The 25,195-nt window shown below is 70.4% G+C and carries 17 protein-coding genes and 1 pseudogene; 5 read left to right on the forward strand and 13 right to left on the reverse strand.

Going from position 1 to position 25,195, the window contains the following annotated elements; translation table 11 throughout:
* Positions 1–3 precede the first annotated feature (3 nt).
* The 3 genes from ACWPN8_RS02655 to ACWPN8_RS02665 all read left to right on the forward strand — a co-directional run bounded on the left by ACWPN8_RS02655 (position 4) and on the right by ACWPN8_RS02665 (position 4,452).
* Entirely contained in the window at positions 4–1,089 is a 1,086-nt protein-coding gene (locus ACWPN8_RS02655) for an NAD(P)H-dependent flavin oxidoreductase (RefSeq protein ID WP_109095952.1), read from the forward strand.
* Positions 1,090–1,091: 2 nt separating this feature from the next.
* The gene (ptsP, locus tag ACWPN8_RS02660; RefSeq protein ID WP_376957971.1) at positions 1,092–3,410 is read left to right on the forward strand and encodes a phosphoenolpyruvate--protein phosphotransferase; all 2,319 of its coding nucleotides are present in this window, start codon (positions 1,092–1,094) and stop codon (positions 3,408–3,410) included.
* 232 nt (positions 3,411–3,642) lie between these two features.
* Complete coding sequence (locus ACWPN8_RS02665) at positions 3,643–4,452, forward strand: transglutaminase-like domain-containing protein (RefSeq protein ID WP_109095951.1); 810 nt, start codon at positions 3,643–3,645, stop codon at positions 4,450–4,452.
* Positions 4,453–4,471: 19 nt separating this feature from the next.
* On the opposite strand, the gene ACWPN8_RS02670 is transcribed toward ACWPN8_RS02665, so the two are convergent.
* On the reverse strand, positions 4,472–4,966 hold the full coding sequence (locus tag ACWPN8_RS02670; protein WP_492239828.1) for a winged helix-turn-helix transcriptional regulator: 495 nt from the start codon (positions 4,964–4,966) through the stop codon (positions 4,472–4,474).
* A gap of 102 nt (positions 4,967–5,068) precedes the next feature.
* Here ACWPN8_RS02670 and ACWPN8_RS02675 point away from each other — a divergent pair, with 102 nt between their 5' ends.
* Complete coding sequence (locus tag ACWPN8_RS02675) at positions 5,069–5,839, forward strand: SDR family oxidoreductase (protein ID WP_492239829.1); 771 nt, start codon at positions 5,069–5,071, stop codon at positions 5,837–5,839.
* A 110-nt stretch (positions 5,840–5,949) separates the two neighbouring features.
* On the opposite strand, the gene gyrB is transcribed toward ACWPN8_RS02675, so the two are convergent.
* From gyrB to ACWPN8_RS02700, 5 genes and pseudogenes are all read right to left on the reverse strand, one after another.
* On the reverse strand, positions 5,950–8,433 hold the full coding sequence (gyrB, locus tag ACWPN8_RS02680) for a DNA topoisomerase (ATP-hydrolyzing) subunit B (RefSeq protein ID WP_109095914.1): 2,484 nt from the start codon (positions 8,431–8,433) through the stop codon (positions 5,950–5,952).
* Between the two features lie 90 nt (positions 8,434–8,523).
* Positions 8,524–9,702, reverse strand: coding sequence for a DNA replication/repair protein RecF (gene recF, locus ACWPN8_RS02685; RefSeq protein ID WP_492241364.1), 1,179 nt, complete (start codon positions 9,700–9,702; stop codon positions 8,524–8,526).
* Between the two features lie 64 nt (positions 9,703–9,766).
* Positions 9,767–10,896, reverse strand: a pseudogene (gene dnaN, locus ACWPN8_RS02690) (DNA polymerase III subunit beta).
* Between the two features lie 181 nt (positions 10,897–11,077).
* Positions 11,078–12,859 (reverse strand): hypothetical protein, encoded by a 1,782-nt coding sequence (locus tag ACWPN8_RS02695; protein ID WP_492239830.1) that lies wholly within the window; start codon positions 12,857–12,859, stop codon positions 11,078–11,080.
* Positions 12,860–13,028: 169 nt separating this feature from the next.
* On the reverse strand, positions 13,029–13,904 hold the full coding sequence (locus tag ACWPN8_RS02700; protein ID WP_492239831.1) for an SDR family oxidoreductase: 876 nt from the start codon (positions 13,902–13,904) through the stop codon (positions 13,029–13,031).
* Positions 13,905–14,026: 122 nt separating this feature from the next.
* Between ACWPN8_RS02700 and ACWPN8_RS02705 the strand changes: the two genes are divergently transcribed.
* Positions 14,027–14,872: a tetratricopeptide repeat protein gene (locus ACWPN8_RS02705; RefSeq protein WP_492239832.1), complete on the forward strand. Its 846-nt coding sequence runs from the start codon at positions 14,027–14,029 to the stop codon at positions 14,870–14,872.
* Positions 14,873–14,965: 93 nt separating this feature from the next.
* Here ACWPN8_RS02705 and trxA read toward each other — a convergent pair whose 3' ends face one another.
* The 7 genes from trxA to ACWPN8_RS02740 form a co-directional block, all read right to left on the reverse strand.
* On the reverse strand, positions 14,966–15,289 hold the full coding sequence (gene trxA / locus ACWPN8_RS02710; RefSeq protein WP_098740783.1) for a thioredoxin TrxA: 324 nt from the start codon (positions 15,287–15,289) through the stop codon (positions 14,966–14,968).
* 148 nt (positions 15,290–15,437) lie between these two features.
* Positions 15,438–18,959, reverse strand: coding sequence for a double-strand break repair helicase AddA (gene addA / locus ACWPN8_RS02715; RefSeq protein ID WP_109095908.1), 3,522 nt, complete (start codon positions 18,957–18,959; stop codon positions 15,438–15,440).
* Positions 18,960–19,131: 172 nt separating this feature from the next.
* Positions 19,132–22,095, reverse strand: coding sequence for a double-strand break repair protein AddB (addB, locus tag ACWPN8_RS02720; RefSeq protein WP_492239833.1), 2,964 nt, complete (start codon positions 22,093–22,095; stop codon positions 19,132–19,134).
* A 75-nt stretch (positions 22,096–22,170) separates the two neighbouring features.
* On the reverse strand, positions 22,171–22,905 hold the full coding sequence (locus ACWPN8_RS02725) for a nucleotidyltransferase family protein (RefSeq protein ID WP_492239834.1): 735 nt from the start codon (positions 22,903–22,905) through the stop codon (positions 22,171–22,173).
* 1 nt (position 22,906) lies between these two features.
* Positions 22,907–23,935, reverse strand: a complete 1,029-nt coding sequence (locus ACWPN8_RS02730; protein ID WP_492239835.1) for an aminoglycoside phosphotransferase family protein — start codon at positions 23,933–23,935, stop codon at positions 22,907–22,909.
* Complete coding sequence (tsaE, locus tag ACWPN8_RS02735) at positions 23,932–24,417, reverse strand: tRNA (adenosine(37)-N6)-threonylcarbamoyltransferase complex ATPase subunit type 1 TsaE (RefSeq protein WP_492239836.1); 486 nt, start codon at positions 24,415–24,417, stop codon at positions 23,932–23,934. The genes ACWPN8_RS02730 and tsaE overlap by 4 nt, the downstream gene beginning before the upstream one ends.
* Positions 24,418–24,484: 67 nt before the next feature.
* On the reverse strand, positions 24,485–24,937 hold the full coding sequence (locus ACWPN8_RS02740) for a hypothetical protein (protein ID WP_492239837.1): 453 nt from the start codon (positions 24,935–24,937) through the stop codon (positions 24,485–24,487).
* Positions 24,938–25,195: the final 258 nt, after the last annotated feature.

Below are 25,195 nucleotides of genomic sequence, written 5' to 3' on the forward strand. Positions count from 1 at the left end.
GCCATGACCGACGCCACATCTTACGCGGCGGCAGCATCGGCCCGGCTCGACCGGCTCTGGCAGCGGGGCCGGGACTTTCTCGGCACCCGCACCGCCGTGATGGGCGGTGCGATGAGCTGGGTGTCGGAACGGCATCTGGTCTCCGCCATCTCGAATGCCGGCGGCTTCGGCGTGCTGGCCTGCGGCTCGATGGCCCCGGACCAGCTGGCGGTTGAGATCGCCGGCACCCGCGCGCTTACGACCAAGCCGTTCGGCGTCAACCTCATCAACATGCACCCGGCGCTGGACCAGCTGATCGACGTCTGCCGCGAGCAGGCGGTCGGTCATGTGGTCGTCGCCGGCGGGCTGCCGACCGGCGCCACCCTGCGCCGCATCAAGGATGGCGGGGCCAAGGCGATGGCCTTCGCCCCGACCCTGACCGCCGGCCGGCGGCTGGCGAAGCATGGCGCCGACGCGCTGGTGATCGAGGGAACCGAGGCCGGCGGGCACATCGGCCCGGTCTCAACCACCGTGCTGGCGCAGGAAATCTTGCCCGACCTGCGCGAGGTCCCGGTGTTCGTCGCCGGCGGCATCGGCCGGGGCGAGACGATCCTCTCCTATCTGGAGCTGGGGGCCGCCGGCGTGCAGGTCGGCACCCGTTTCGTCTGCGCCACCGAATGCGTGGCCCATGCCAATTTCAAGCAGGCCTTCATCCGGGCGTCCGCCCGCGACGCCCAGCCGTCGGTGCAGATCGACCCGCGCTTCCCCGTCATCCCGGTGCGCGCGCTGGCGAACGAGGCGTCAAAGCGTTTCATGGAGTTCCAGCGCGACGTCATCGCCAGGGTCGATTCCGGCGCGATGAGCCGCGACGAGGGCATGCTGGAGATCGAGCATTTCTGGGCTGGCGCGCTGCGCCGCGCGGTGATCGAGGGCGACGTGGAAAGCGGCTCCCTGATGGCCGGGCAGAGCGTCGGGCTGGTCACCCGCGAACAGCCGGTGGCCGAAATCCTGGCCGAATTGATCGCCCAGGCCGAATCGGCGCTGGCACGGCGGGCGATGGATGAGGCATCGTTAAGCGTGATGACGGAGCCGACGGTGGGAGCGCTGTAGCGATGACCGACACCCTCGACACGGCAGCCGGTGACGGCGGTATGGGCGGGGGTGTGCATCCCCGCTTCGACGGCACCTCGTCGCGCCGGCTGCTCGCCCGGCTGCGCGACATCATGGCCGGGTCGGGGTCGGGGCAGGACCGGCTGGACAAGATCGTCACGCTGATCGCCGCCGAGATGAAGGCCGACGTCTGCTCCTGCTACGTCATGCGCGCCGGCGAGGTGCTGGAGCTGTTCTCCACCGAGGGCCTGAACAAGACCGCCGTCCACAACACCCGCCTGCGCGTGGGCGAGGGCATCGTCGGCTACATCGCCGGCCATGCCCGCCCGGTGGCGCTGGACAACGCGCCCTCCCACCCCAGCTTCGCCTACCGTCCGGAAACCGGCGAGGATCCGTTCCAGTCGCTGGCCGGCGTGCCGATCCTGCGCGGCAGCAAGGTGCGCGGCGTGCTGGTGATCCAGCACAAGGACCGCCGCCGCTATGTCGAGGAGGAGGTCGAGACCCTCCAGACCATCGCCATGGTCGTCGCCGAACTGGTGGCGCAGAGCGAGCTGGTCAACCCGGTCGAGGTCACCACCACCGGCGACCCCGTGCTGGCGCCGGCCCGCCTGTCGGGCACGGCGATGAGCGCCGGGCTGGCCATGGGCCTCGCCGTCATCCACCGGCCGCAGCTGACCGTCCGCCAGATGGTGGCGGAGGACGCCGATGCCGAGCTGGAGCGCTTCAACACGGCGCTCCAGACCATGCACAGTGCCATCGACGATCTGCTGGAGGCGGCGTCGCTGGCGGGCTTGAGCGAGCCGCGCGACATCCTGGAGACCTACCGGATGTTCGCCGAGGACCGCGGCTGGCTGTCGCGCATCCGCGAGGCGATCCGCGTCGGCCTGACCGCGGAAGCGGCGGTGCAGCAGGTCCAGAACGACACCCGCGCCCGCATGAGCCATCTGACCGATCCCTACATCCGGGAACGGTTGATGGATTTCGAGGATCTGACCAACCGGTTGCTGCAACATCTGGCCGGCAAGACCGGCACCACCGACGGCGCCACCCTGCCGGACGACATGATCCTGGTCGCCCGCTCGATGGGGCCGGCGGAGCTGCTGGATTACGACCGCACCCGCCTGCGCGGCCTGCTGCTGGAGGAGGGGTCGCCGGCCAGCCATGTCTGCATCGTCGCCCGCGCGCTCAACATCCCGGTGGTTCAGGCCGCCGACGCGCTGAACCGGATCGAGCCGCTGGACCAGCTGATCGTCGACGGCGACCATGGCTCGGTCTTCATCCGCCCGGCCGAAGACATCCAGATGGCCTTCGGCGAGGCGGTGGCGTTGCAGCACCGCAAGGAGCAGATGTATGCGGAGATCCGCAACCTGCCCTCGGTGACGCGCGACGGCGTGCCGATCTCCATCCAGCTGAACTGCGGCCTGCTGATCGACCTGCCGCATCTGACCGCCAGCGGGGCGGAGGGCGTCGGGCTCTACCGCACCGAAATCCCCTTCATGGTCCGGGCGTCATATCCTGACGTGACGGCGCAGACGACCCTCTATTCCCGCATCATGGACGAGGTCGGCCACAAGCCGATCGTCTTCCGCACGCTGGATGTCGGCGGCGACAAGATGCTGCCCTACATGACCGGCGGCGAGGAGGAGAACCCGGCGCTGGGCTGGCGTGCGGTGCGCATCGGGCTGGACCACCCGTCGCTGCTGCGCCAGCAACTGCGGGCCTTGCTGCTGGCCGCCGCCGGCCGGCCGCTGTCGGTGATGTTCCCGATGATCGCCGAGGTCGCGGAGTTCGACGGCGCCCGCCGCCTGCTGGAGCTGGAGCTGAAGCGCCTTGCCGCCCAGGGGATCGAGGCGCCCAGCAGCCTGCGCGTCGGCACGATGCTGGAGGTGCCGTCGCTGTTGTGGCAACTCCCGGCCCTGCTGCCGAAGCTGGACTTCCTGTCGGTCGGCTCCAACGACCTGACCCAGTATCTGTTCGCCGCCGACCGCGGCAACCCGCGCACCTCGACCCGCTACGACCCGCTGTCGCCGTCGATGCTGTGCGTGCTGCGCCGTCTGGTCGACGAATGCAGCCGGCACAAGGTGTCGCTCAGCATCTGCGGCGAGATGGCGGGGCGGCCGCTGGACGCCATGGCGCTGATCGGCGTCGGCTTCCGCACCCTGTCGATGTCGCCGCCGTCCGTCGGCCCGGTGAAGACCATGCTGCGCTCGCTCGACGTCGCCGCCCTGCGGCAATATATGAGCGGGCTCTATACCGGTGCCGACCACAGCCTGCGCGACAAGCTGAAGACCTTCGGCAAGGATCATGGCGTGATCTTCTGATGCCGGATGGTGGCGCGCAGTGCCGCCGGTTTGGGAAGTTTGCTCTTTTTTCAGGCAGGTCGCGAAAAGAACGGGCGGAGCCGGTGTGGTCCGCCCTTTTTTATTTTCCATTCCTGCCAGGCTGGCCGGCCGATACCATAAAATAAGTATCCTTTTCCCTCGATCTTCTTCAGCCTCGGAGGCGACACCTGTATCCGGCAGCGCCAGCACGCTTTTTCATCGGAGGGCATTCATGCGCATACGCCTGGGCTACCAGCTGAATTTCAGCTTTCCCGCCCCTACCCCCATGATCGTGATGCTGAACGTGCATTACTCCCGCGTCGGCGACCTGGAGCGGCCAGACCATATCGTCACCAGCGTTCCGGCGCCGATCCAGGGCTATCGCGACAGCTTCGGCAACTGGTGCAGCCGGCTGGTCGCGCCCGCCGGTCCCGTCACCATCAGCGCCGACAGCATCATCCGGGACAGCGGGGCGTTCGACCCGGTCGATCCCGGCGCCGTCCAGCACCGCGTCGACGAATTGCCGGCCGACACGCTGCTGTTCCTGCTGGGAAGCCGCTATTGCGAGACCGATGTCCTGTCGGACGAGGCATGGCGGATGTTTGCGGGCACGGCGCCGGGCTGGGCCAGGGTGCAGGCGATCTGCGACTTCGTCCACAACCACGTGACATTCGGCTACGAGCATTCGCGCCCGACGCGGACCGCCGCCCAGACCTATGCCGAGAAGCGCGGGGTCTGCCGTGACTTCGCCCATCTCGCCATCGCCTTCTGCCGCGCGATGAACATTCCCGCGCGCTACTGCACCGGATACATCAGCGACATCGGGCTGCCGCCCCCTTATGGGCCGATGGATTTCGCGGCGTGGATGGAGGTCTATCTGGGCGGCCGCTGGCATGTGTTCGACCCGCGCAACAACGCCCCCCGGATCGGGCGCATCCTGATCGCGCAGGGGCGCGATGCGGCCGATGTGCCGCTCACCCACACCTTCGGCCCCAACACGCTGACGGAGTTCCGGGTCTGGACGGACGAGGTGGGCGCGTAATCGACGCCTGTCCCGTCGCTCAAGCCGGGCCGGGGTGGGGACCCCGCCCGGTGCCTGGCGGCAGGATGTCCGGCGCCGGGATCGCCGGGGTGCCGGATGCCGCCTCGCGCTCGGCGAAGGCCGCCCGCGCCTGCTCGATCTCGGCATGGTGCGTCTCCGCCCAGATCCACACGCCGCAGAAGGCCGCTCCCAGACTCTCGCCGAGCGGTGTCAGCGTGTAATCCACATGCGGCGGGATGACCGGATGCACCGTCCGCCGCACCAGCCCGTCCCTCTCCATCTGGCGCACGGTCTGGGTCAGCATCTTCTGGCTGATGCGGCCCACCGCCTTGCCGAGCTGCGTGAAGCGCAAGGTGCCATGTTCATGCAGGGCTTCGAGGATCAGCATGGTCCATTTGTCGGCCACCTTGCCGATGATGTCGTGGACCAGCGCCTTGATGGCCGGATCGACCGTGTCGGGGGGCGGTTGCCGGCGCCGTGCCTCGATCTGCGGGTCGGGCAAAGCCTTGCGCATCCCACACTCTCCTTTTGGTGCGTATAAATCTTTTCGGTGCCTACTTCTGTCTGGAGAGTGTGGGCGATAGCTTACGGACAGACAACAGCGAAAGTCACGCCCATGAAGACCGAAGGGAACACCATCCTGATCACGGGTGGCGGCTCAGGGATCGGCAAGGCTCTGGCCCACCGTTTCCATGATCTCGGCAACACGGTGATCGTCGCCGGCCGCCGCGACGATGTGCTGCAACAGGCGATTTCCGGCCGTCCGAACATGCACGCCATGACCTTCGATGCCGACAGCGCCGCGGGCATCGCCGACTTCGCCCGACGGCTGACGGCCGAGCATCCGGCTCTCAACGTGCTGATCAACAATGCCGGGATCATGCGCTTCGAGGCGCTCGACCGGCAGCGCGACCTTGGCGATGCGGAGGCGACCGTCGCCACCAACCTGCTCGGCCCCATCCGGCTGACCGACGCCCTGGTCGAGCATCTTGGCCGCCAGTCCGACGCGGCCCTGGTCAACGTCACCTCCGGCCTGGCCTTCGTGCCGCTCGTGGCAGCGCCCACCTACTCGGCGACCAAGGCGGCCATGCACCTCTACACGGTCGCCCTGCGCGAGGCGCTGAAGGGCAAGGTAGAGGTCATCGAGCTGGTGCCGCCGGCGGTCCAGACCGACCTCACCCCCGGGCAGGCCACCCGTCCGGGCTATCTGCCGCTGGCCGACTTCATCGACGAGGTGATGGCGCTGTTCCGGCAGCAGCCGACCCCGCGCGAGATCCTGGTGCAGCGCGTCGCTTTCCAGCGCCAGGCCGAGGCGGAGCACCGCTTCGACGAGGCGGTAACCACGCTCAACGAGATGGCCCGCAAAGCGCGCGAGGCGCAGCAGTAAGGACGCAGGCGAGGGCGGCTGCGTCAGGGCATAAAAAGTCAGGGCATAAAAAAAGCGGAGCCATGGAGGCTCCGCTTTTTTCGTTTTCGCTCAACCAGCCACCCCGATGATCACACGTCCAGGTTCGACACCTTGAGCGCGTTGTCCTGGATGAACTCGCGGCGCGGCTCGACGACGTCGCCCATCAGGGTGGAGAAGACCTCCTCCGCCTGATCGACGTGGCTGACGCGGACCTGCAGCAGCGAGCGCTTGGTCGGGTCCAGCGTGGTTTCCCACAGCTGGTCCGGGTTCATCTCGCCCAGGCCCTTGTAGCGCTGGATGGTGACGCCGCGGCGGCCAAGCTCCATCACCGTGTCGAACAGGGCGACGGGGCCGGTCAGGGCGCGGCTTTCCTTCTGCTTCTCGAAGGCCTTGCCGGCGGTGCCGAACACCCGCTTCAGGTCGGCGGCCAGCGCGTCCAGGCGGCGGGCCTCGCCGCTCTTCAGCAGGTCGGTGTCGAACAGGTGGCGGTGGGTGACGCCACGCCGGGCGCGGATCACGGCATAGCCGCCCTGGGGCAGCGCCTCGCCGCGCCAGCCGCCGTCGGCGTCCAGCCCGTTCATCCGCTCGGCCACCGCCTTGGCCGCGGCCTCGGCCGCCGCCTTGTCGTCGGCCAGGACGGCGGACAGGGTGCCGGCGACCGACGCCTGCTCCACCACCATGGCGTTGCCGACCTTGCGCGACAGCGTGTCGATCGCCGGGCGCGCGGTGCGGGCCTGCTCGACCAGGGCGGCCAGCTGCTCGCCGATCAGCAGCGAGCCGTCCGACAGCCGGACCGACAGGTCGCCCAGCGCCGCCTCGACCAGATACTCCTCGAGCGCCCGGTCGTCCTTCAGGTAGCGCTCCTTGGCGTTGCCGCGCTTGATGCGGTAGAGCGGCGGCTGGGCGATGTAGAGATAGCCGCGCTCGATCAGGTCGGGCATCTGCCGGAAGAAGAAGGTCAGCAGCAGGGTGCGGATGTGGCTGCCGTCCACGTCCGCGTCGGTCATGATGATGATCTTGTGGTAGCGCGCCTTGTCGGCGTTGAACTCGTCGCTGATGCCGGTGCCCAGCGCCGCGATCAGCGTGCCGATCTCCGCCGACGACAGCATCTTGTCCAGCCGCGCCCGCTCCACGTTCAGGATCTTGCCGCGCAAGGGCAGGATGGCCTGGGACTGGCGCGAGCGGCCCTGCTTGGCGGAGCCGCCGGCCGAATCGCCCTCGACGATGAACAGTTCCGACAGCGCCGGATCGCGCTCCTGGCAGTCGGCCAGCTTGCCCGGCAGCGACGACATGCTGAGCGAGCTTTTACGCGTGATGTCGCGCGCCTTACGGGCGGCCTCGCGGGCGGCGGCGGCTTCCACCACCTTCTGGATGACGCGGCGGGCGTCGGCCGGATGCTCCTCGAAATACTGGGCCAGCGCTTCGCCCACCACCGCCTCGACGACGGGGCGGACTTCCGACGAGACCAGCTTGTCCTTGGTCTGGCTGGAGAATTTCGGATCGGGAACCTTCACCGACAGGACGCAGGTCAGGCCTTCACGGGCGTCGTCACCCGACAGGCTGACCTTCTCCTTCTTGGCGATGCCGGACTCGGTCGCGTAATTGTTGATCGCACGGGTCAGCGCCGCGCGGAAGCCGGCGAGGTGGGTGCCGCCGTCCTTCTGCGGGATGTTGTTGGTGAAGCAGAGCGTCGTCTCGTGGTAGCTGTCGTTCCACTGCAGCGCACATTCCACCGTCACCACGCCGCCATGCTCGGTCGGCCGCTCGTTCTTCAGCGTGATCGCCGGCTTGTGCAGCGCCGTCTTGGAGCGGTCGAGCCAGCTGACGAAGGCTTCGAGGCCGCCTTCGTAGTGCAGGTCCTGCACCTTCGGCTCCACCCCGCGGGCGTCGGTCAGCAGCAGGCGGACGCCGGAGTTGAGGAAGGCCAGCTCGCGCAGCCGGTGTTCCAGCGTGGCGAAATCGAACTCGATGTTGGTGAAGGTCTCGGTCGAGGGCATGAAGGTGACTTCGGTGCCCGACAGCGGCCTGCCCTTCTCCGGCACCATCGGCGCCTCGCCGACGTCGGCCAGCGGCGCCTCGGCGTTGCCGTGGCGGAAGCGCATGGTCCAGGTGCGGCCGCCGCGCCAGATGCGCAGATCCAGCGTCTCGGACAGGGCGTTCACCACCGAGACGCCGACGCCGTGCAGGCCGCCGGAGACCTTGTAGCTGTTCTGGTTGAACTTGCCGCCGGCATGAAGCTGGGTCATCACGACCTCGGCCGCCGAGACGCCTTCCTCCGAATGGATGTCGGTCGGGATGCCGCGGCCGTTGTCGCGCACCGTGACCGATCCGTCGGCGTTCAGCACGACCTCGACCTTGTCGCAATAGCCGGCCAACGCCTCGTCGATGGCGTTGTCGACCACCTCGTACACCATGTGGTGCAGGCCGGAGCCGTCATCGGTGTCGCCGATGTACATGCCGGGGCGTTTGCGCACGGCATCGAGCCCGCGCAGAACGGTGATCGATTCCGCCCCGTAGTCCGCCTGCTGGGGCTCCGACTGCGGGAGGTCGTTCTTCAGTGCTTCCTGTGCCATGCGTCGACTATAACAGATTCGGTTGCGGATACGGCGGTTTAGCGTGCGTCGGCATGCTTTTTTTCCGGGATTTTTCCCCGATTTCCGCCCCTATCCGGGGCGGATGTGCGCGTCTTCGATGTGGAAGCGGCGGGCGTTGTCCCCAAGCGGGTCGAAAACCCCCTCGTCGGTGCCCGTCATCCAGGCCTGGGCGCCCAATGCCAGGATTTCGCCGAACAGCGCGGCGCGCCGCTCGGGGTCGAGATGGGCGGCCACCTCGTCCAGCAGAAGGATGGGTGCGGCGCCGCGTTCGGCCGCCAGCAGCCGGGCATTGGCCAGAACGATGGCGATCAGCAGCGCCTTCTGCTCGCCGGTGGAGCACAGCGCCGCCGGCATGTCCTTGGGCGCATGGCGGACGGCGAGGTCGCTCTTGTGCGGACCCACGGTGGCGCCGCCGCCGTCGGCATCGGCGCGGCGACCGCTGCGCAGGCTGTCGCGCAGCGCATCCTCCGCCGCCAGCGCCGGGCCTTCGTCCAGCCAGCGCTCCACCGTGCCGGCGACGGCGAGGTCGGCGCCGGGGAAGGGGCCGACCGAGCGGGCGCAGGCGGCGCGCAGCCGCTGCACCACCTCGCGCCTTGCCGCGGCGACGGCGATGCCGGTGGTCGCCATCTGGTCCTCCAGCGCGCCTAGCCAGCCCTCGTCGAAGCGGCCGTCGCGCAGCAGCCGGGCGCGTTCGCGCAAGGCATGCTCGTAGCGCGACAGCCGGCCGGCATGGGCGGGGTCGAAGCCGAAGACCAGCCGGTCGAGGAAACGCCGCCGTCCGCTCGACCCTTCGAGGAACAGCCGGTCCATCTGCGGGGTCAGCCAGACCATGGCGACATGGTCGGCGAGTGCCGTCTGGCCCTTGGCCGGGTGGCCGTCGATGCGGACCAGCCGGCGGTCGCGCTCGGAACTGCGGCTTCCGTCATGCGGCTCGCGGCCGGTGCCGATCTCCACCGGCCCCAGCGGGGTGTCGAGCGTTGCCGCCACCGCCCAGCCGGCGCCGGGCGGCGAGCCCAGCCGTTCCACTTCGGCCAGCCGGGCGCCGCGGATGCCGCGGCCGGGGGCAAGGAAGCTGACGGCTTCCAAGAGGTTGGTCTTGCCGGCGCCGTTCGGGCCGATCAAGGCGACGGGCCGGCGGTCGGGCTCCAGCCGCGCGGAGTCGTAGCCGCGGAAACGCGTCAGCGTCATCCGCCTGACCGCAAGGGCCGGAGCAAAAGCCGGGGTCGCGGCGGACACGCCGCCGCTCATCGAAACTGCCGTGTGGTGCAACTGGTCCGTTCCGCCTGGGGCGGGGAGGATCCCCGCAGCCCCATCACACGCGCATCGGCATCAGGACGTAGAGCGCGGTCGAGTCGGCGACGTCGCGGATGATGGTCGGCGACGCGGCGTCGGCCAGCGTGAACTGGGCGCCCTCGCCCTCGATCTGCTGCGTGATGTCCAGCAGATAGCGAGAGTTGAAGCCGATTTCCAGGGGGACTCCTGGTAGCTGACCTCCAGCTCCTCGGTCGCGCTGCCCGATTCCGGGCTGGTGGCGGACAGGGTGAGCGCGCCGCGGACGAGCGACAGCTTCACCGCCCGGCTCTTCTCGGTGGAGATGGTGGCGACGCGGTCGACGGCGGCGGCGAACAGCTTGGCGTCCACCTCCATCACCTTGTCGTTGCCGACCGGGATCACCCGCTCATAGTCGGGGAAGGTGCCGTCGATCAGCTTGGAGGTGACGACGACACTGTCGAAGCCGAAGCGGATCTTGTTGTCGGACATCGACAGCTCGATGCGGTCGGCGGCCTCGTCGACCAGCTTGCGGATTTCGGTGACGGTCTTGCGCGGGATGATGACGCCGGGGATGGCCTCGGCCCCGTCCGGCAGCGGCATCTCGACCCGCGCCAGCCGATGGCCGTCGGTGGCGACGGCGCGCAGCACCGGCGTCTCCAGGCTGCCCATCTTGCTCTTGGCGGCGTGCAGGTAGATGCCGTTCAAGTAATAGCGCGTCTCCTCGGTGGAGATGGCGAAGCGGGTGCGGTCGATCAGCCCGCGCAGGTCGGCGGCGGCGACCGAGAAATTGTGCTTCAGCTCGCCGCTGGACAGCTGCGGGAAATCCTCCACCGGCAGGCAGGACAGCTTGAACTGCGACCGGCCGGCGCGCAGCGTCAGGATGGTGCCGTCGCCGCCGATGTCCAGCTCCACCTGGCTGCCGTCGGGCAGCTTGCGGACGATGTCGAACAGGGTGTGGGCGGGGGCGGTGGTGCCGCCGGGGCGCCCGACCGTCGCCGGGACCGTCTCGACGATCTCCAGATCCATGTCGGTGGCGGCCAGCGACAGCTCGCCGTCGCCCGCGCGCAGCAGGACGTTGGACAGGATCGGAATGGTGTTCCGCCGCTCGACCACACTCTGCACGTGACCCAGGGAACGGAGAAGGGCGGCGCGTTCGATGGTGATGTTCATGCTGGCGTCGTCTCGGCCGGAGGGGAGCTGTTCTTGCGGAGCCACCGGGGTTGCGGGCCGTTGTCCGGCCGTCCCGCCCCGAGCGGGCGCGCATCATACCACATCGACGGGTGGGTCGAACCAAATTGTTGCGGCTAAGGCCTTCGGCATCATTATGCCCAGGCCTTCGGCCGAGGGGGATTCACGCCTCCCCCCGCCGTTTTGCCTCATGCAGGCGCAGGATATCGACGAAATCGGCGCTCTGCCAGTTGCGGGACCGGCTCAGCTCGCTGCGCACGCTGGCGACGAAGGCGTCGATCACCGCCCATTCGTCGGCGGCGATCTCGCCATCCGCCTCCAGATAGCTGTAGACCACCCGGTGCAGGCCCTGGCTGACCGGGCTGATCCAGCCATCCACCGTCTCGCCCATCGCCGCCATCAGCCGGCGGATGCGCAGCATGTGGGCCATGCGGTGGCCCGGCCTCTCCTGCGGCTCGGCCTTCATCGCCTGGAGGAAGGCGAGGCGGCCGGTCTCCACCGCATAGAGGCGCAGCGACTTCAGCTCCGGGTTGGCATAGCCGGCGGCGCCGAGGGTGCGGCCCCAGCGCCAGACCAGCTCCAGCAGCCAGACGATGTCCTCATGGTCGGGCACCGGGGCATGGCGGGCGCCCATCGCCGCCTGCATCCGGGCGGCCAGCGCCGGCATCACCGTGCCGGTCAGCTCGCGGCTGACCGCCGCCAGCTCCGCCCGCAGGGCCGGGCCGGTCGAGCGGCTGGCGAGGAAGCCGGTGCCGGACAGCGCGGTCAGCGCCCGGTCGAAGCGCTCCACCGCCTCGTGCAGCAGGGCGCGGGTCGGGGCGGGGGCGGACAGCACGCCGCCATCCTGGATGTCCATGTCGCCGAACATGCCGTCCACCACCTCGCGGATGGTGGTGCAGGCGGCGGTGAAATGGCAGAGCAGGGCGCGCAGCAGCGGGTGGGACTCGCGCACCGCCGGTCCCCCCGACCCGACATGCTCGCGCACATGGCGCAGGAACACGTCGTAGCGCCGCTTGACGTTCAGCCCATAGAGCGGGGCGAACCAGGCCAGCAGCTGCGACTGGTCGCGGAAGGGCAGGCCGAGGTCGCGCACCCGGCGGACGAAGCCGACCATCAGCGCCGACTGGCAGTCCACCTCGGCGGAAGTGGGGGTGGCGAAAGATGGATTGGCGGAACGGGGGTCGCCGGCGCCCTGCATGTCCCCCATCCGCATCTCGTCGATGTCGCGGCGCATGCGCTCGGTCAGCGGCACCAGCACCGCGTTGTGCTCCAGCAGGGCGCGGACGAAGCCCAGCAGGTCGCTGTCGATCGGCGCCTTGCGGCCGAGATACTGGGTGCGGAGCGCGGCGTCGTGCAGCGCCTCGTCGTTCGCCAAGGCCAGGAACCGGTCGGTCAGCTTGCGGTCGCCGGCCATGGCATAGAGGAAGTCGAGTGCCTCCTTGCGCATCAGCTCGCGCATCGCCATCGCGTCGGGGCTGGCCAGCACGGCATCCAGCATCGCCTCGCGCGCCATGCCGTCCAGCCGGCTCTGCACCTCCGCCGCCAGCCCCGGGAAGGCATAGCGGGTCAGCGCCGACCAGATGCCGCCCATGTCCACCCGCTGGACCAGCGCCGGCACCGACTCGGCCGAGCGGTAGAGGACGGGGTCGTCGACCAGGAAGGGCTCGAACAGGCTGGTGAACAGGCGGCGCGCCTTCATCGGCCGCAGGCGGTTGAAATGGTCGACCAGCGCATCGCGCAGGTGCCGCGCCCGTTCGCCGTTCGGGCTGGGCGTCCCTTCGACCGCATCCAGCACCGACCGGATGGCGTGCATCGGGATGCGGGCGACGACCTCGTCCATCTGGCGGCGGAAGGCAGTGACGTCGGTGCAGCTCCCGCCCGGCGAAGAGGCCGGGGATGCGGCGGGAGAGGCTATGGAGAGGGTGGCCGTCGGCGTGCTGTTCATGCGCACAACACCTCGCGGGATAATCGTCGCCTGGACGCTTATGATCCCGCGAGATTATTAAATATCTTTTGCCAATTCCACGCGTGTCTTCGGAAAAGTCTTATGATTACCGGTATATGTCAGGGAATTGCTTTGTAACCTTAGCTTTGCTGTCCACCCTTTTTCTTGGCTACAGCCCCGCCGCCAGCTGGGCGTCCAGCCCGGCGCGATAGTCGGGATAGGTCAGGGCGACGCCGAGCTGGCGCTTGATGCGGTCGTTCTTCACCCGGCGGCAATCGGCGTAGAAGCTGGCGGCCATCGGCGACATCTCCGCCCGGTCGAACGGCACGAGCGGCGGCGGCTCCACCCCCAGCAGGCGGCAGGCATACTCCACCACCTCGTGCGACGGGCTGGGCAGGTCGTCGACGACGTTGTAGATGGCGCCCAGAGTCGGCCGCGCCATCGACGCCCGCAGCGTGCCGGCGATGTCGTCGACATGGATGCGGCAGAACACCTGACCCGGCTTGTCGACCCGCTTGGCGATGCCGTCGCGCACCGAATCGAGGGCGCTGCGGCCGGGGCCGTAGATTCCGGCCAGCCGGAACAGGTGCATCGGCACGCCATACTGGCGGTACAGGTTCAGCCAGCCGCGCTCCGCCTCGACCCGCCGCTTCTGGCGCTCGCCGGTCGGCTTCAGCCAGGACGCCTCGCTGACCCACTCGCCGCCGGTGTCGCCATAGACGCCGGTGGTGGACAGGTAGCCGGCCCAGTCCAGCGTGCGCAGGTCGGCCAGATCGCGGCCATGCTGGTCGAGCACCGGGTCGCCCTTGCCGTCGGGCGGGATGCTGACCAGCAGGTGGGTGGTGCCGGCCAGCGCCGCCTTCGCATCGGCCAGCGGCCGGCCGCGGTCGAACAGGAAGGCCTCGATGCCCTGGGCCTCCAGCTCCGCCCGCTTTTCCTCGCTGCGGCAGGTGGCGGCGATGCGCCAGCCTTCGGCGCGCAGCCGGTCGGCGAAGACGCGGGCGCTGTAGCCGAGGCCGAAGACGAACAGGCGGGGATCGGTCATCGCGGGCGGTTCCGGTTGGAGCGGCGGAGGGGCGGCGGACTGTGTAGCACCGAACTGTGTAACACCGGGACCGGGCCTGCGGACTTGCGCCCCGCCCGGCGATGGCGGAGTGTAAAGACACCATGACCCGACGCAATCCTTACCTTGCCGGCGCTCTCGCGCTGGGGCTTCTCGCCGCCGCTCCGGCATTCGTGCCGGCCCCCCTGTCTGCTGCCCAGGCCGCGTCCTCCGGGCCGCCCTCCACCCTCGACCGCAACCGCGAGCTTCAGGCCTGCGCGGCCAAGGCGGAGGCCAACCCCGAAGGGGCGCGGGCCGATGCCAAGCGCTGGCAGGAGCAGGGCGGCGGCGACTCCGCGAAGCTGTGCGAGGCGCTGGCGCTGTTCCATGCCGGCGACTTCAAGGCGGCCGGCACCCAGATGGAGGCGCTGGTGCCGACGCTGGGCAAGGACGACCCCAGGGCCGCCGCCTCGCTGCTCGGCCGTGCCGGCTGGGCGTGGCTGCGGGCGGGCGACCAGGGGCGGGCGGAACGGCTCTACAGCGCTGCCCTCGACAAGACGCCGGGCGACGTCGACCTGCTGATCGACCGCGCCTTCGCCCGTGCGGAGGGCGAGCGTTTCTGGGATGCCGTCGCCGATCTGGACGCGGCGCTGACCCGCGACCCGAAGCGGGCCGACGCCTACCTCTACCGGGCGAGCGCGCAGAAGGCGCTGTCCAACTACCGGCAGGCGCTGGCCGACATCGACCGGGCGCTGGAGCTGAAGCCCGGCGATCCGGAGGCGATCCTGCTGCGCGGCAACGTCAAGGCGCTGGGCGGCAATCTGGGGGCTGCGCGCGACGACTGGTCGCTGGCCCGCCGCGTCGCCCCCGACAGCGACTGGGGCCGCGCCGCCGCCGACAACCTCGCCCGCACGGCGGAGGCCGCGGGGGATGCCGGCAAGGACAAGGCGAAGGAAAAGAAGGTGCAGTAAGGGGGGCTTCCCCCACGGCCTCCAAAAGAAAAAGCCCCGCCGCGGTGACCGCGGGCGGGGCTTTTTCCTGTCTGGACCGCTGTGGACGGACGCTTACAGCGCCGAGTCGACCCACTGGAACAGCGCACCCTTGGGCAGGGCGCCGATCTTGGTGGCGGCGACGCTGCCACCCTTGAACAGCATCAGCGTCGGGATGCCGCGCACGCCGTACTTGGTCGGGGTGTCGGGGTTCTCGTCGATGTTCAGCTTGGCGACGGTGACCTTGCCGTCATACTCGCCGGCCAGCTCGTCGAGCGCCGGGGCGATCATCTTGCAGGGGCCGCACCATTCCGCCCAGAAATCGACCAGGACCGGGCCGTCGGCCTTCAGGACGTCCTGCTCGAAGCTGTCGTCGGTAACCTTGATGGTGGTGCTCATGTGACCTCGTGCTGGATTCGGAAGCGCCGCGGACCGGTTGTGGAAGGCCGGCGGCCATCGCCCCGTCAGTGGAATTGAGCAAAATGTAGGGCGGAGGCGCCCGGCCGGTCAAGTCACCCCATCTTTCGGGTGAGCCGCCGGCAGCACCTCACCCCACCCTGGGGCCCAGCCCGGCCGCCGCCGCGTCCATCACCGAGGGCGGCAGCTCCATGGTGTAGGGACCGTCGGTCCACAGCAGCACGCAACGCACCCGCCGCCCCGGATAGACCGCGCGCAAAGCCTCGCGGTAGGCCGCCATCTGGCGACGGTAAACCATTGGAACGTCTTCCAGATCCCGCGGCGGCGGCCGGTTGGTCTTATAGTCGACGATCCACACCGTGTCCCCGGTCAGCGCCAGCCGATCGATGCGGCCGGCCAGCGCCCGGCTGCCGTCGCCGAGCGCCACCACCCCGATCAGCGGCACCTCCGCCCGCGAGCCGGGGCCGAACAGATGCGCGAACTCCGCATGGCTCAGCACCGCCAGCGTCTCCCGCGCGATGGCGTCCTGCTGCTCCGGCGTCAGCTTGTGCGCCGGGCGGGCCAGGAAGCGGCGGCAGGCGGCATCCCGCGCCGCCTCGGCCAGGTTGGGCAGGGTCTGCAACAGCCGGTGGACCAGCAGGCCGCGGCGGAAGCGCTGGCCGTCGTCGTTGCCGAGCGGCGAGCGCACCGCCGGCTCCTCGCCGTCCGGCCGCGACGGGGTCAGCGGCCGCGATGGCTCCGGCTCGCCCGGCGGCGGTTCGCCGATCCAGGGCGGGGGCGGCTCGGCGGCGGCACTTTCCTCCGTCTCGACATGGCGCGGCACCACGGCGGTCTGGGCGCCGACCAGCCGCCAGCCCTCTCCCGCCCAGCCGTCGGGGCACAGGCCGGTGAAGTCGAAGGGATGCTGCACGCCGTTGTCGCGCATCGCCTCCTCGACCAGCCGGTACCAGCAATCGTCGGACGGCTCGCGCTTGCCCTGGTGGCCGCAGATGTAGAGCCGGTCCTCCGCCCGCGTCAGGGCGACATAGAGCAGCCGGCGGTATTCCTGGTCGCGCCGCCGGTTGGCCCGCGCCCGCGCCTCGGCGCACAGCCCGTCCTCCTGGGACCGCCGGGCGGCGAACAGCGGCACCGGGCAGTCGTCGTCCGGCCACAGGATCGGCGGGCTCTGGGTCGGGCTGCCCAGTGTGTCGGGCAGGAAGACGATGGGCGCCTGCAAGCCCTTGGAGCCGTGGACGGTCATGATCCGCACGGTGCCGCCGCCCTGCTCCAGCTCGCGCTTGATCTCGGCGTCGCTGGCCGCCAGCCAGGCCAGGAAGTTCTGCAGGGACGGCGGCTCGGTCTTCTCGAAGGCGAGGCAGACGGCCAGGAACTCCTCCAGCGGATCCTGCGCGTCGGGGCCGAGCCGCTTCAGGATCGCGCGCCGTCCCGACCGTTCGTCGGCGGGGCAGGGCCGGTTCAGCAGGCCGGCGAACAGCTCGTAGGGAGCCGAGAAGTCGGTCCGTGCCAGCAGGTCGCCCAGATAGCGCCGGGCCGGGCGGAATTCCGGCTCGGTCTCCGCCAGCGCCACCAGCGAGCGCCACAGCGTGCCGCGCCGGCCATGGGCGACGCGGAACAGCGCCTCCTCGCTCAAGCCCACCAGCGGCCCCTTCAGCACGGTGGCGAGCGTCAGGTCGTCGTCGGGCAGCAGCAGGAAGTCGGACAGCGCCACCAGATCCATGACGGCGAGCTGCTCGGTCAGCACCATGCGGTCGACGCCGGCCACCGGCACGCCGCGGTCCTTCAGCGCGCGGACCAGTTCGGTGACGAAGGCGGTGCGGCGGCGCACCAGCACCATCACGTCGCCGGGCTGCACCGGCCGGCCCTTGGCCTCCAGCGTCTCGCCGCCGTCGATCCAGCGATGCACCGTCGCGGCGATGACCGAGGCGAGGCGGGCGGATGGCGAATCTGCGGTCTCGCGCGCCACCGGCGGCGCCCAGGCCGGCGTCTCGACCGTCTCGGCCGGCTTCACCGGCGGCCACAGCTCGACCAGCCCGGCCTGCCCGCGGCGGAAGGCGCGGTGGCGGATGGTCGGGTTGGCGTCCGAGGCCACGCCGTCGCGGGCATGGTCGAGCGCGAAGACGGCGTCCACCGTCTCCAGCACCGCCGCCGTCGAGCGGAAGGAGATGTCGAGATCGACCCCCGCCCATGTCCGCTGCGCCACCTCCGCCTTGTCCTGGAAATGGCGGCGCATGCGGGCGAATTCGGCGGGATCGGCGCGCTGGAAGCTGAAGATCGACTGCTTCTCGTCACCCACCGCGAAGACGGTGCGGATCTTGCCGTCGGGGGCGGCGGCCTCCAGCTCGACGAAGAACTCGCCGGCCAGCGAGGCGACGATGGCCCACTGGTCGGGGTTGGTGTCCTGCGCCTCGTCGATCAGGATATGGTCCAGGCCGCCGTCCAGCTTGTAGAGCACCCAGGGCACCCGCGGCGTGCCGTCCTTGCCGCTCAAGAGCCGGTTGGCCGCCAGGATCAGGTCGTCGTAATCCAAGAGAGCGCGCGCCGCCTTGCGCTCGCGGTAGGCCTCCAGCATCGCCTGCGCCAGCGTCAGCAGCGCGGTGGTCGAGGCGGCGACCCCGGCGGCCTTCACCCGCTCCGAAATCTCGACCAGCCGTTCCGCTTCCTTTTGCAGGGAGAGCAGCGCCTGCGGGTAGGCGGTGGCCGGCTTCTTGGTCATCAGTGTCTTGCGCGGGCTGCCGTCCGCGGTCAGGAACAGGCGCCTGTAGGCGTCGAAGGCGCGCACCCGGCGGTCGGCGGCGTCCAGCCAGTGCTGGATGGCGATGCCGCGCTCCTGGTCGCTGGCGCTGCCGCCCGACAGCGCCCGGCAGGCCTCGCGCAGGGCCGGCGGCTCGCACTGGTCGTCATGGCAGGCATGGGTGAGGATCGTTTCCTCGGTCACGCCGGGCGGCACCTCCAGCGTGTCGTGGATGGCGTCGATCAGCCCGTCCAGCCCGTGGAAGCGCTCGAACAGCTTCTCCACCTGCCCGCGCTGGCCAGCCAGTTCGGCCAGCAGCCCGGCGAAATCCTCGGCATTCAGCTCGCCGGTCAGCCGGCCCATGGCGCGGCCGAGCGGGCTGTCCGGCTCGGTGCGGCCGGCATGCAGCACGGCGTCGCGCGCCTCGGTCAGCAGCCCATCGGCGGTGCGGTCGTCCATCACGTCGAAATGCGGCGCCAGCTCGGCTTCCAGCGGGAAGCGGCGCAGCAGCGACTGGCAGAAGGCGTGGATGGTCTGGATCTTCATGCCGCCGGGGCAGTCCACCACCTGGGCGAACAGCCGCCTTGCGTTCAGCCGCGCCTCGATGGACGGCCGCTCGCCGCAGAGGTCGGCCAGCCGGTCCTCCAGCGCGTCGTCGGGCAGGGTGGCCCACAGGCCGAGCGTCCGGTTGATGCGGATCGCCATCTCCGCCGCCGCGGCCTTGGTGAAGGTCAGGCAGAGGATGCGCGCCGGCGGCGTGCCCGACAGCATCAGCCGCAGCACCCGGTCGGTCAGCACCTTGGTCTTGCCCGAACCGGCGGACGCCCCCACCCAGACCGACGCCGTCGGATCGGACGCCCGCCGCTGCGCCACATTGGGATCGAGCGGCAGGGTGCGGGTGGGCAGATCGGTCATGGTCATGAACGGGGCTTCCGGTGCCGGAGCAGGCGCTTATCCCCTCTCCCCCCGGGGAGAGGGTTAGGGTGAGGGGGATGCGTAGCAGGACCTTTGGGGCAGGCACGCAATGCGTCCCCCTCACCCCGACCCTCTCCCCGGGGGAGAGGGGGATTGTCCCCGAATCGAGCGAACCCCATCATTCCCCCTCCCCGCCGCCCGCCGACCATTCCTGGACGCGGGCCAGATGCGCGTAGTCGGTGTAGCGCGGCGCCATCGCCGGGCGTGGGCGGGAGCGGTAAGGCGTCTGAGGGTCGTCGAACTGCGCGATCAGCGCTTCCAGCCCGGCCCGCGCCTCCTCGCCCAGCGCTGCCGGGTCGCCCTTGACCGGCTTCTCCTCGCCGGCCGGGTCGCCGCCGGACAGGCGCCAGAAGGTCAGCTCGGCCACCTCGCCCTTGTCCACCCCGCTGAACCCGCCGGCCGCGGCGATGGCGGCCTCCAGCGGCAGCTGCGGGGCGAAGCCAAGCTCGATCTCGCGCGCGCTCGGCGGGGTGCCGGTCTTGTAGTCGATCACCACCAGCCCGTCCGGGCCGCGGTCGATGCGGTCGGCCTTGGCGGTCAGGGCGAAGGGACCGCCGGGGCCGGACAGCTCGAGCCGGCCCGGCACTTCCGTTCCCAGCGGGCGGAGACGGGGGCGGCGCTCGCGCTCCAGATCGACGAACCAGCCGGCCACCCGCTCGAAGCGCGGCCACCAGAAGGCCCAGACGTCGGGATGGCTGCGCAGCAGCGGGCCGAACCGTTCGCGCCCCAGCGCGATCAGCCGGTCGAGCGCGTCATGCGGCAGCGGCCCCGGATGCTCGCGGACGAAGGCGTCGAGCGTGTCGTGGATGATCTGGCCGCGGTCGGACGCGCCCGGATCGGCGGCGATGGGGTCGAGCGCCCGCAGCCGCAGGGCGTGGCGGGCATAGATGGCGTAGGGATCGCGCATCCAGGTCTCGATCTCGGTCACCGACAGCTTGCGCGGCCGGGCGCTCAGCGGCGGGCGCGGCTCCGGTGCGGCCACCGGCTGCACCCGGTCGGGCTCGTCCAGCCCGCGCGCCCAGCCGAGCCAGCAGGCCCCGCGCTCCTCGATCACGCCGTCCAGATCCAGCGCCTTCAGCACGGTTTCCAGCCGCAGCAGCCAGCGCGACGGCACCGTCGGCGTGCCCTCCACCCGTGCCGCGCGGGTCAGCACCACCTCCGGCGCGCCGCAGGCATGAGCGAAGTCGTGGGCCGACATGCCGACCAGCCGTTCCGGGCTGGGCAGGCCGAAATCGCGCCGCATCGGCCGCGACATCCAGGGATCGGCGGATGCCGCTGGCGGCCAGGTTCCCTCGTTCAGCCCGCCCAGGATGGTCAGGTCGAGATGCTGGAGGCGCGCCTCCATCGGACCCAGGATGAACAGGCGCGGGTGCAGGCCATAGCGCGGACGCACCGCCCGCGCACTCATCAGCGCGTCGAGCAGCGCCGGGTAATCCTTGGCCGGGATGGCCGGGAAGCCGTCCGCCGCATCCAGCAGGTCGTGGACGAAGCGCGCCGCCTCCTCGCCGTCGTCCTGGCGCCACAGCCGCTCCGCCCCGGTCAGCGCATCGTCGGCGGCCAGCGACTCGCAGAAGGCGACATGGGCGCGCACGAGGTCGGCCAGCGGCGTCTCGCCGGCCAGCGCCTCAAGGAAGGGAGCGGCGCGCTGGCCGATGTCGACCAGCCAGGTGCGCAGGAACTCCTGTTGCTCCTCATGGTCGAAGCGCTCGGCCTGCTCCAGTGCGGCGAGCACGCCGTCGAAGCCCTCCGCCGGGCGGGGGCCGCGCAGCACGACGCGCTCCAGCGCGCGGGCGGCGGCGCGGAAATCCGCGGAGTCGCGGCCGCCCGCCGCCATCGGGTGCTTGGCGAGCGCCAGCAGCGCCAGCGGATGGACGCGGCTCGCCGCCAGCTCCGCCGTCAGCCGCAGATAGGTGCCGACCGCGGTGTGGGCGAGCGGCTGGCCGCCGGAATCGTTGACCAGGATGCCCCAGCGCGCCAGCGCCATGGCAACCCGGCGTCCCAGGTTGCGGTCGGGGGTGATCAGCGCCGCGGTCCTGGTCGGGGTTTCCAGCGCATGGCGCATCAGCAGCGCGATGACCTGCGCCTCTTCCTCCGAGGTGGTTGCGTCGATGCGGGTCAGCCCGTCCAGCGCCGCGGCGTCCACCCCGGACAGTTCGCGCCAGCCCTCGGTGGTCGCCGCCGGGCGCATCGCCTCGGCGATCAGGCGGGCGCGGGCGCCGCGCGGCTCCGGCGCGTCGGTCCAGGGCAGCACCTCGTGCCGTTCCACCTCCAGCAGGCGGATCAACTGCGACAGCCCGTGCTGCGGGTGGGATTCATCCTCGGCGATGGCGTCCCAGATCGTGTCGTCGGCCCCGGTGTCGAGGCCGGGCAGCACCACCGCCCCCTGCGGCAGCCGGGCGATGACCGCCAGCAGTTCCGTCGTCGCGACGATGGAGCCGGTGGAGCCGGCGGCGATCACCATGCCCGGCGGCGGGGCCGCCTGCCAGAGGGCCGCCTGCGTCTCCAGCGCCAGATTGCGGCGCTTGGCCGGGTCGGTCTGGCCGCCCGACTCGAGGATGGCGGGCCAGACCTCGGTGATGATGCGCAGGAATTTCAGCGTGACCTGCCAGTGCTCGGCATAATCCGCCGGCACCAGCGACTCCAGCTTCTCGAAGCCGGCGCGCTCGGTCCACACCGCGTCGATCAGCCGGCCGAGATCGGCACCCAGCCGCACCGCCTGCGCCGTGGTCGCCGACAGCCCCTCGGCCCCCAGGATCAGCCGGGCCAGCGTCATCTGCCGGTTCAAGGGCGAGATCGCCTCCGGCAGGTCGAGCGGGACGTCGGGCAGTTCCTCCTCGGTCAGGCTGAGGTCGCCGGCATCGAGTTCGCCCAGCGGCGCCATCCGCGGCAGCAGCGTCGGCTGCCCGCCCGACCGCCGCAGGAAGGCCGCCTGCAACGCCCGGCAGGCACGCCGCGTCGGCAGCAGGACGGTGACGCCGGCAAGGGCCATCGGATCGCCGCCGACCCGCTCCATGATCCCCGCCGCCAGCATGTCGACGAAGGGCGCGCCCGCGGGAATGCTGTAGACTTTGGGGAGGGTCATGGGTTTGCGATCAGTTCCGGTGCTGGCTACGTGCGATTGAGTATAGCGCGGCTTGAGTATACCTCAGCCCCGCCCTCAATGCGCCACCGCCCGCATGCCGCCGATGGCCAGCAGTTCCTCGGCCTCTTTCAGCCCGGCCGGCGTGCCGATGTGGAACCACAGCCCGTCATGGGCAAGGCCGAACAGCCGGCCCGCCGCCTGGGCGCGGTCCCAGATCAGGTTGGTGGAGAAGGCGCCGTCGGGGGTGTCCGCCGCGAACAGCTCCGGCTTGACGATCTGCACCCCGGCATAGACGAAGGGCGCCAGCTCGCGCTCGCCCCGGCGGGTCAGCCCGCCCAGCGGGTCCATGTGATAGTCGCCGAGCCCGTCATAGCCGACCGACTTGGTCGTCGCCATCAGCAGCAGCAGCGCGTCCATCTCCGCCGGGTTCCAATGCGCGGCCAGCCGGCGCAGGGCCGGCACCGGCCCGTCGAGCCAGAAGATGTCGGCGTTCACCGTATAGACCGGCGCGCTGCCGAGATGGGGCAGGGCCTTCTTCACCCCGCCGCCGGTCTCCAGCAATGTCTCTTCCGGCGACAGGGTGATGGCCGGCGTCGTCCGGTCCTTCAGATGGTCGCCGATCATCGCGCCCAGATAGTGGCTGTTGACCACCGCCCGGCCGACGCCGGCCTCGGCCAGCCGGTCGAGCGCATGGTCCAGCATCGGCTTGCCCAGCACCGGGATCAGCGGCTTCGGCCGGTGGTTGGTCAGCGGGCGCATGCGCAGGCCCTGGCCGGCGGCCAGGACCATTGCGGTATCGGGAATGGTCATCTCAGAGCGTCTCCGGAACGACGAAGGCGGAACGGGCGGCGGGCGGCAGATGGCGGTCGAACCAGCCGGCGACCGGGGCCAACTCCGGCTTCGCCAGCTGGGCCTCCAGCAGGCGCCAGACCCGCGGCAGATGGACAAGGTAGGACCGCCGCCCCTGGCCCAGCGCCAGACGGACGAAGATGGCGACGATCCGCGTGTGGCGCACCGCCCCCAGCACCGCCATGGCGCGGCGGAAGGCGGCGGCGTCGGTCTCGGGGAAGGCGGCGAGATAGCGGGCAACCATCGCGTCCGCCAGATCGGCCGCCACATCGCGCCGCGCATCCTCCAGCAGGGAGACGAGGTCGTAGGCCCGCGGCCCCCAGCCGGCGCTCTGGAAGTCGATCAGCCCGGCCGCCTTCGCCCCCGGCCGGTCCAACCGCATCAAATTGTCGACATGGTAGTCGCGCAGCAGAAGCGACGGCGCCCCGGCGCAGACCGGCTCCAGCACCGCGCGCCAAGCCGTATCGAAATCGGAACGATCCTCTTCGCTCAGGGGGCGACCCAGCACCACCGGCACATAGGCGTCGAGGAACAGCCGGGTCTGGGCGATGAACAGGTCGGGATCGTAGACCGGCAGGGCGAGGCGTTGCGCCGCCCCCTCCGGCCAGCCGCGATGGATGGCGATCAGCGCATCGGTCGCCATTGTGTAGAGCGGCTGCGGATCGGCGCCGGCGGCCAGCAGGCGCGTAAATGTTTCGCTTCCGAAATCATCCTGGATCGCCAGACCGCGCTCCACATCCGCCGCCAGCACGGTGGGAACCGACAGCCCGATTGCGGCCAGTTCGGCGCCGATGGCGATGAAGGGGACGAGGTCCTCGGCCGGGGCCGGCGTATCGACCAGGATCAGCGTGCCGCCATCGGCCTTGCGCAGCCGCTCGTACCGTCTTGCAGAGGCATCGCCGGCCAGCGGCTCCCGCACCGCATCGGACAGGCCGTTGGCAGCCAGGAAGGCGGCGATCCCGGCTTGCCGCGCCTGGGACACGGCCGTCATCGCAGCGTCCAGTCGGCGGCGGCCACCCGCGCCGCCAGCGTGCCATGGCCGGTCAGGGTGGCGCGGCGGGCATCATGCCCGTCATGCTCCATCGTCACCTCCACCCGGTCGGGCGGCAGCAGCGGACCCAGCCGGTCCGGCCATTCGACCAGCGCCACCGCCTCGGCCCGCGCGTCGTCCCAGCCCAGCTCATAGACCTCGTCCGGTCCCGACAAACGGTAGAGGTCGAAATGCCAGACCGGGCCGATGGCGGTGTCGTAGGTCTGCACCAGGGTGAAGGTGGGGGACGGCACCTCGGCGTCCTCATGGGTGACGCTGCGGATCAGTGCCCGCGACAGCGCGCTCTTGCCGGCGCCGAGGTCGCCGCGCAGGGCCACGAGGTCGCCCGGCCGCAGGAGGACGCCGAGCCGGCGGCCCAGCGCCGCGGTGGCGGCCTCGTCGGGCAGGGGCAGGGTGACGGTGTGGAGGGGAGTGTCCGGCATGGCGCGGATACTGTGCGAAGCCGCCGCCCGCCCGCAAGCCGGAAAGAAGAGTGGGTTGGCAACAGGCTCAGCGGCCGATCCGCCGCTTGGGCGACAGCCGGTCGGCCGCTCCCGATCCAGGCCCCGCTCCAGGCCCCGATCCGGCGCCGTCCGCTCCGGCGGTGACCACCAGCCGCGGCGCCTTGTTGAAGTTCATGGTGATCATCAGCGTCAGCGCGCCGTTGATCAGGTGCAGCATCTTGTCGGACGCCACCGGCAGGGGGATGCGCCGGCCCATGCAGTAGCCGACCAGCGCCGCCGTCACCTCGGTGTCGGGCAACCCCAGCTCGGTCACCGCACCGTTGTCGTCGGTGATGGTCAGGCGGGTTTCGATCCCATCCGGCTCCGACCCTTCGGGACGGTGGTAGGCGATCTTGGAGACGGTGCCGACCGGCAGCGTGTCCTTCACCCGGCGCCGGCGATCCAGCACGGCCCGCACGACCTCCTGGTCGGTGAAGACCAGACAGCGAAGTTCCTTCATCCCAGGCCTCCACCCAAACCGGCATGCGGGCCGATGTCCGAACCGGATGGCCCGGATATCCACCGCATCGCTGTACTTTCGGCTTCGCCACTGCCGCGTGCAATCGACAAATTTAAGCGAATTTAAGCGAAATTGTTTTACTGCCGGGATCGGCTGCCGGGATTTGCTGCCGGGACCGTCCGTCGCGCGCCCCCCGCGCGCGGCACAGCACCGCCTTCCCCTTGCTGGGGGTTGACCCGGATGGCAAATGCGGACAAT

The organism is Azospirillum sp. UENF 112521, assembly GCF_058780665.1.

What these genes read in the sequence shown, in the direction of transcription:
- addB (WP_492239833.1), bottom strand. Translation starts at nt 22,095, where the DNA reads ATGACCCTCCCCAAAGTCTACAGCATTCCCGCGGGCGCGCCCTTCGTC.
- addA (WP_109095908.1), bottom strand. Translation starts at nt 18,959, where the DNA reads ATGACCATGACCGATCTGCCCACCCGCACCCTGCCGCTCGATCCCAAT.
- ACWPN8_RS02725 (WP_492239834.1), bottom strand. Translation starts at nt 22,905, where the DNA reads ATGACCATTCCCGATACCGCAATGGTCCTGGCCGCCGGCCAGGGCCTG.
- ACWPN8_RS02705 (WP_492239832.1), top strand. Translation starts at nt 14,027, where the DNA reads ATGACCCGACGCAATCCTTACCTTGCCGGCGCTCTCGCGCTGGGGCTT.
- ACWPN8_RS02700 (WP_492239831.1), bottom strand. Translation starts at nt 13,904, where the DNA reads ATGACCGATCCCCGCCTGTTCGTCTTCGGCCTCGGCTACAGCGCCCGC.
- ACWPN8_RS02655 (WP_109095952.1), top strand. Translation starts at nt 4, where the DNA reads ATGACCGACGCCACATCTTACGCGGCGGCAGCATCGGCCCGGCTCGAC.
- ACWPN8_RS02665 (WP_109095951.1), top strand. Translation starts at nt 3,643, where the DNA reads ATGCGCATACGCCTGGGCTACCAGCTGAATTTCAGCTTTCCCGCCCCT.
- ACWPN8_RS02695 (WP_492239830.1), bottom strand. Translation starts at nt 12,859, where the DNA reads ATGAACAGCACGCCGACGGCCACCCTCTCCATAGCCTCTCCCGCCGCA.
- tsaE (WP_492239836.1), bottom strand. Translation starts at nt 24,417, where the DNA reads ATGCCGGACACTCCCCTCCACACCGTCACCCTGCCCCTGCCCGACGAG.
- ptsP (WP_376957971.1), top strand. Translation starts at nt 1,092, where the DNA reads ATGACCGACACCCTCGACACGGCAGCCGGTGACGGCGGTATGGGCGGG.
- recF (WP_492241364.1), bottom strand. Translation starts at nt 9,702, where the DNA reads ATGAGCGGCGGCGTGTCCGCCGCGACCCCGGCTTTTGCTCCGGCCCTT.
- ACWPN8_RS02730 (WP_492239835.1), bottom strand. Translation starts at nt 23,935, where the DNA reads ATGACGGCCGTGTCCCAGGCGCGGCAAGCCGGGATCGCCGCCTTCCTG.
- gyrB (WP_109095914.1), bottom strand. Translation starts at nt 8,433, where the DNA reads ATGGCACAGGAAGCACTGAAGAACGACCTCCCGCAGTCGGAGCCCCAG.
- ACWPN8_RS02675 (WP_492239829.1), top strand. Translation starts at nt 5,069, where the DNA reads ATGAAGACCGAAGGGAACACCATCCTGATCACGGGTGGCGGCTCAGGG.
- ACWPN8_RS02670 (WP_492239828.1), bottom strand. Translation starts at nt 4,966, where the DNA reads ATGCGCAAGGCTTTGCCCGACCCGCAGATCGAGGCACGGCGCCGGCAA.
- trxA (WP_098740783.1), bottom strand. Translation starts at nt 15,289, where the DNA reads ATGAGCACCACCATCAAGGTTACCGACGACAGCTTCGAGCAGGACGTC.
- ACWPN8_RS02740 (WP_492239837.1), bottom strand. Translation starts at nt 24,937, where the DNA reads ATGAAGGAACTTCGCTGTCTGGTCTTCACCGACCAGGAGGTCGTGCGG.